Below are 4,767 nucleotides of genomic sequence, written 5' to 3' on the forward strand. Positions count from 1 at the left end.
TACGCTTTCATATTCTCAGTTACTTTGGATAAGTCCTCGAGCTATTAGTATTAGTCCGCTACATGTGTCGCCACACTTCCACTTCTAACCTATCTACCTGATCATCTCTCAGGGCTCTTACTGATATAAAATCATGGGAAATCTCATCTTGAGGTGGGTTTCACACTTAGATGCTTTCAGCGTTTATCCCTTCCCTACATAGCTACCCAGCGATGCCTTTGGCAAGACAACTGGTACACCAGCGGTAAGTCCACTCTGGTCCTCTCGTACTAGGAGCAGATCCTCTCAAATTTCCTACGCCCGCGACGGATAGGGACCGAACTGTCTCACGACGTTCTGAACCCAGCTCGCGTGCCGCTTTAATGGGCGAACAGCCCAACCCTTGGGACCGACTACAGCCCCAGGATGCGACGAGCCGACATCGAGGTGCCAAACCTCCCCGTCGATGTGAACTCTTGGGGGAGATAAGCCTGTTATCCCCAGGGTAGCTTTTATCCGTTGAGCGATGGCCCTTCCATACGGAACCACCGGATCACTAAGCCCGACTTTCGTCCCTGCTCGAGTTGTAGCTCTCGCAGTCAAGCTCCCTTATACCTTTACACTCTGCGAATGATTTCCAACCATTCTGAGGGAACCTTTGGGCGCCTCCGTTACCTTTTAGGAGGCGACCGCCCCAGTCAAACTGCCCGTCAGACACTGTCTCCGATAGGGATCACCTATCCGGGTTAGAGTGGCCATAACACAAGGGTAGTATCCCAACAACGTCTCCTTCGAAACTGGCGTCCCGATCTCATAGACTCCTACCTATCCTGTACATGTGGTACAGACACTCAATATCAAACTGCAGTAAAGCTCCATGGGGTCTTTCCGTCCTGTCGCGGGTAACCTGCATCTTCACAGGTACTAAAATTTCACCGAGTCTCTCGTTGAGACAGTGCCCAAATCATTACGCCTTTCGTGCGGGTCGGAACTTACCCGACAAGGAATTTCGCTACCTTAGGACCGTTATAGTTACGGCCGCCGTTTACTGGGGCTTCAATTCATACCTTCGCTTACGCTAAGCACTCCTCTTAACCTTCCAGCACCGGGCAGGCGTCACCCCCTATACATCATCTTACGATTTAGCAGAGAGCTGTGTTTTTGATAAACAGTTGCTTGGGCCTATTCACTGCGGCTGACTTAAAGTCAGCACCCCTTCTCCCGAAGTTACGGGGTCATTTTGCCGAGTTCCTTAACGAGAGTTCTCTCGCTCACCTGAGGCTACTCGCCTCGACTACCTGTGTCGGTTTGCGGTACGGGTAGAGTATGTTTAAACGCTAGAAGCTTTTCTTGGCAGTGTGACGTCACTAACTTCGCTACTAAACTTCGCTCCCCATCACAGCTCAATGTTACAGATATAAGCATTTGACTCATATCACACCTCACTGCTTAGACAGACTCTTCCAATCGTCTGCTTTAGTTAGCCTACTGCGTCCCTCCATCACTACATACTCTAGTACAGGAATATCAACCTGTTGTCCATCGGATACACCTTTCGGTCTCTCCTTAGGTCCCGACTAACCCAGGGCGGACGAGCCTTCCCCTGGAAACCTTAGTCTTACGGTGGACAGGATTCTCACCTGTCTTTCGCTACTCATACCGGCATTCTCACTTCTATGCGTTCCAGCACTCCTCACGGTACACCTTCTTCACACATAGAACGCTCTCCTACCATACCTATAAAGGTATCCACAGCTTCGGTAAATTGTTTTAGCCCCGGTACATTTTCGGCGCAGGGTCACTCGACTAGTGAGCTATTACGCACTCTTTGAATGAATAGCTGCTTCTAAGCTAACATCCTAGTTGTCTGTGCAACCCCACATCCTTTTCCACTTAACAATTATTTTGGGACCTTAGCTGGTGGTCTGGGCTGTTTCCCTTTCGACTACGGATCTTAGCACTCGCAGTCTGACTGCCGACCATAATTCATTGGCATTCGGAGTTTATCTGAGATTGGTAATCCGGGATGGACCCCTCACCCAAACAGTGCTCTACCTCCAAGAATCTTAATGTCGACGCTAGCCCTAAAGCTATTTCGGAGAGAACCAGCTATCTCCAAGTTCGTTTGGAATTTCTCCGCTACCCACAAGTCATCCAAGCACTTTTCAACGTGCCCTGGTTCGGTCCTCCAGTGCGTCTTACCGCACCTTCAACCTGCTCATGGGTAGGTCACATGGTTTCGGGTCTACGTCATGATACTAATCCGCCCTATTCAGACTCGGTTTCCCTACGGCTCCGTCTCTTCAACTTAACCTCGCATCATAACGTAACTCGCCGGTTCATTCTACAAAAGGCACGCTCTCACCCATTAACGGGCTCGAACTTGTTGTAGGCACACGGTTTCAGGTTCTATTTCACTCCCCTCCCGGGGTGCTTTTCACCTTTCCCTCACGGTACTGGTTCACTATCGGTCACTAGGGAGTATTTAGGGTTGGGAGATGGTCCTCCCAGATTCCGACGGGATTTCACGTGTCCCGCCGTACTCAGGATACTGCTAGGTACAAAGACTATTTTAAATACGAGGCTATTACTCTCTTTGGCTGATCTTCCCAAATCATTCTTCTATAATCTTTGAGTCCACATTGCAGTCCTACAACCCCGAAGAGTAAACTCTTCGGTTTGCCCTTCTGCCGTTTCGCTCGCCGCTACTAAGGCAATCGCTTTTGCTTTCTCTTCCTGCAGCTACTTAGATGTTTCAGTTCACTGCGTCTTCCTCCTCACATCCTTAACAGATGTGGGTAACAGGTAGTACCTGTTGGGTTCCCCCATTCGGAAATCCCTGGATCATCGCTTACTTACAGCTACCCAAGGCATATCGTCGTTTGTCACGTCCTTCTTCGGCTCCTAGTGCCAAGGCATCCACCGTGCGCCCTTATTAACTTAACCTTATTTTTTGACCTTTCAGTCATAAACTCTTATTAATACTACAGCGTTTTCGGTTTATTTTCTTGTTACTATTTGATATAGATATTCAATTTTCAATGTGCATTACTTGGTGATCTCTCACCAATGGAGCCTAGCGGGATCGAACCGCTGACCTCCTGCGTGCAAAGCAGGCGCTCTCCCAGCTGAGCTAAGGCCCCACAAGACCTCTCAAGACTAAACAAGACCAATGCGCAGTTCCTTATCCTTAGAAAGGAGGTGATCCAGCCGCACCTTCCGATACGGCTACCTTGTTACGACTTCACCCCAATCATCTATCCCACCTTAGGCGGCTGGCTCCTTACGGTTACCTCACCGACTTCGGGTGTTACAAACTCTCGTGGTGTGACGGGCGGTGTGTACAAGGCCCGGGAACGTATTCACCGCGGCGTGCTGATCCGCGATTACTAGCGATTCCGACTTCATGTAGGCGAGTTGCAGCCTACAATCCGAACTGAGACTGGCTTTAAGAGATTAGCTTGCCGTCACCGGCTTGCGACTCGTTGTACCAGCCATTGTAGCACGTGTGTAGCCCAGGTCATAAGGGGCATGATGATTTGACGTCATCCCCACCTTCCTCCGGTTTATTACCGGCAGTCTCGCTAGAGTGCCCAACTAAATGATGGCAACTAACAATAGGGGTTGCGCTCGTTGCGGGACTTAACCCAACATCTCACGACACGAGCTGACGACAACCATGCACCACCTGTCACCTCTGTCCCGAAGGAAATCTCTATCTCTAGAGAGGTCAGAGGGATGTCAAGACCTGGTAAGGTTCTTCGCGTTGCTTCGAATTAAACCACATGCTCCACCGCTTGTGCGGGCCCCCGTCAATTCCTTTGAGTTTCAACCTTGCGGTCGTACTCCCCAGGCGGAGTGCTTAATGCGTTAGCTGCGGCACTAAACCCCGGAAAGGGTCTAACACCTAGCACTCATCGTTTACGGCGTGGACTACCAGGGTATCTAATCCTGTTTGCTCCCCACGCTTTCGAGCCTCAGCGTCAGTTACAAGCCAGAGAGCCGCTTTCGCCACCGGTGTTCCTCCATATATCTACGCATTTCACCGCTACACATGGAATTCCACTCTCCCCTCTTGCACTCAAGTTAAACAGTTTCCAAAGCGTACTATGGTTAAGCCACAGCCTTTAACTTCAGACTTATCTAACCGCCTGCGCTCGCTTTACGCCCAATAAATCCGGACAACGCTCGGGACCTACGTATTACCGCGGCTGCTGGCACGTAGTTAGCCGTCCCTTTCTGGTAAGATACCGTCACAGTGTGAACTTTCCACTCTCACACTCGTTCTTCTCTTACAACAGAGCTTTACGATCCGAAAACCTTCTTCACTCACGCGGCGTTGCTCGGTCAGACTTCCGTCCATTGCCGAAGATTCCCTACTGCTGCCTCCCGTAGGAGTCTGGGCCGTGTCTCAGTCCCAGTGTGGCCGATCACCCTCTCAGGTCGGCTATGTATCGTCGCCTTGGTGAGCCGTTACCCCACCAACTAGCTAATACAACGCAGGTCCATCTGGTAGTGGTGCAATTGCACCTTTCAAACAGCTGTCATGCAACAACTGCTATTATGCGGTATTAGCTATCGTTTCCAATAGTTATCCCCCGCTACCAGGCAGGTTACCTACGCGTTACTCACCCGTTCGCAACTCATCCAGAGAAGCAAGCTCCTCCTTCAGCGTTCTACTTGCATGTATTAGGCACGCCGCCAGCGTTCGTCCTGAGCCAGGATCAAACTCTCATTAAAAGTTTGAGTTCTCACTCATTTCTGTCACTGACAGATTTATTGTTTTTT

The 4,767-nt window shown here is 50.2% G+C and carries 1 tRNA gene and 2 rRNA genes; all 3 read right to left on the reverse strand.

Going from position 1 to position 4,767, the window contains the following annotated elements:
• Positions 1 to 24 precede the first annotated feature (24 nt).
• Positions 25 to 2,925, reverse strand: a 23S ribosomal RNA gene (locus tag QM865_RS09070).
• A gap of 124 nt (positions 2,926 to 3,049) precedes the next feature.
• Positions 3,050 to 3,122, reverse strand: a tRNA-Ala gene (locus QM865_RS09075).
• 51 nt (positions 3,123 to 3,173) lie between these two features.
• Positions 3,174 to 4,719 (reverse strand): 16S ribosomal RNA (locus QM865_RS09080).
• The 16S and 23S rRNA genes sit together here with 1 tRNA gene alongside, the layout of an rRNA operon.
• Between the last annotated feature and the right edge of the window lie 48 nt (positions 4,720 to 4,767).

The organism is Streptococcus mitis, from assembly GCF_047462815.1.
GTDB classification, from domain to species: Bacteria; Bacillota; Bacilli; order Lactobacillales; family Streptococcaceae; genus Streptococcus; species Streptococcus mitis_DO.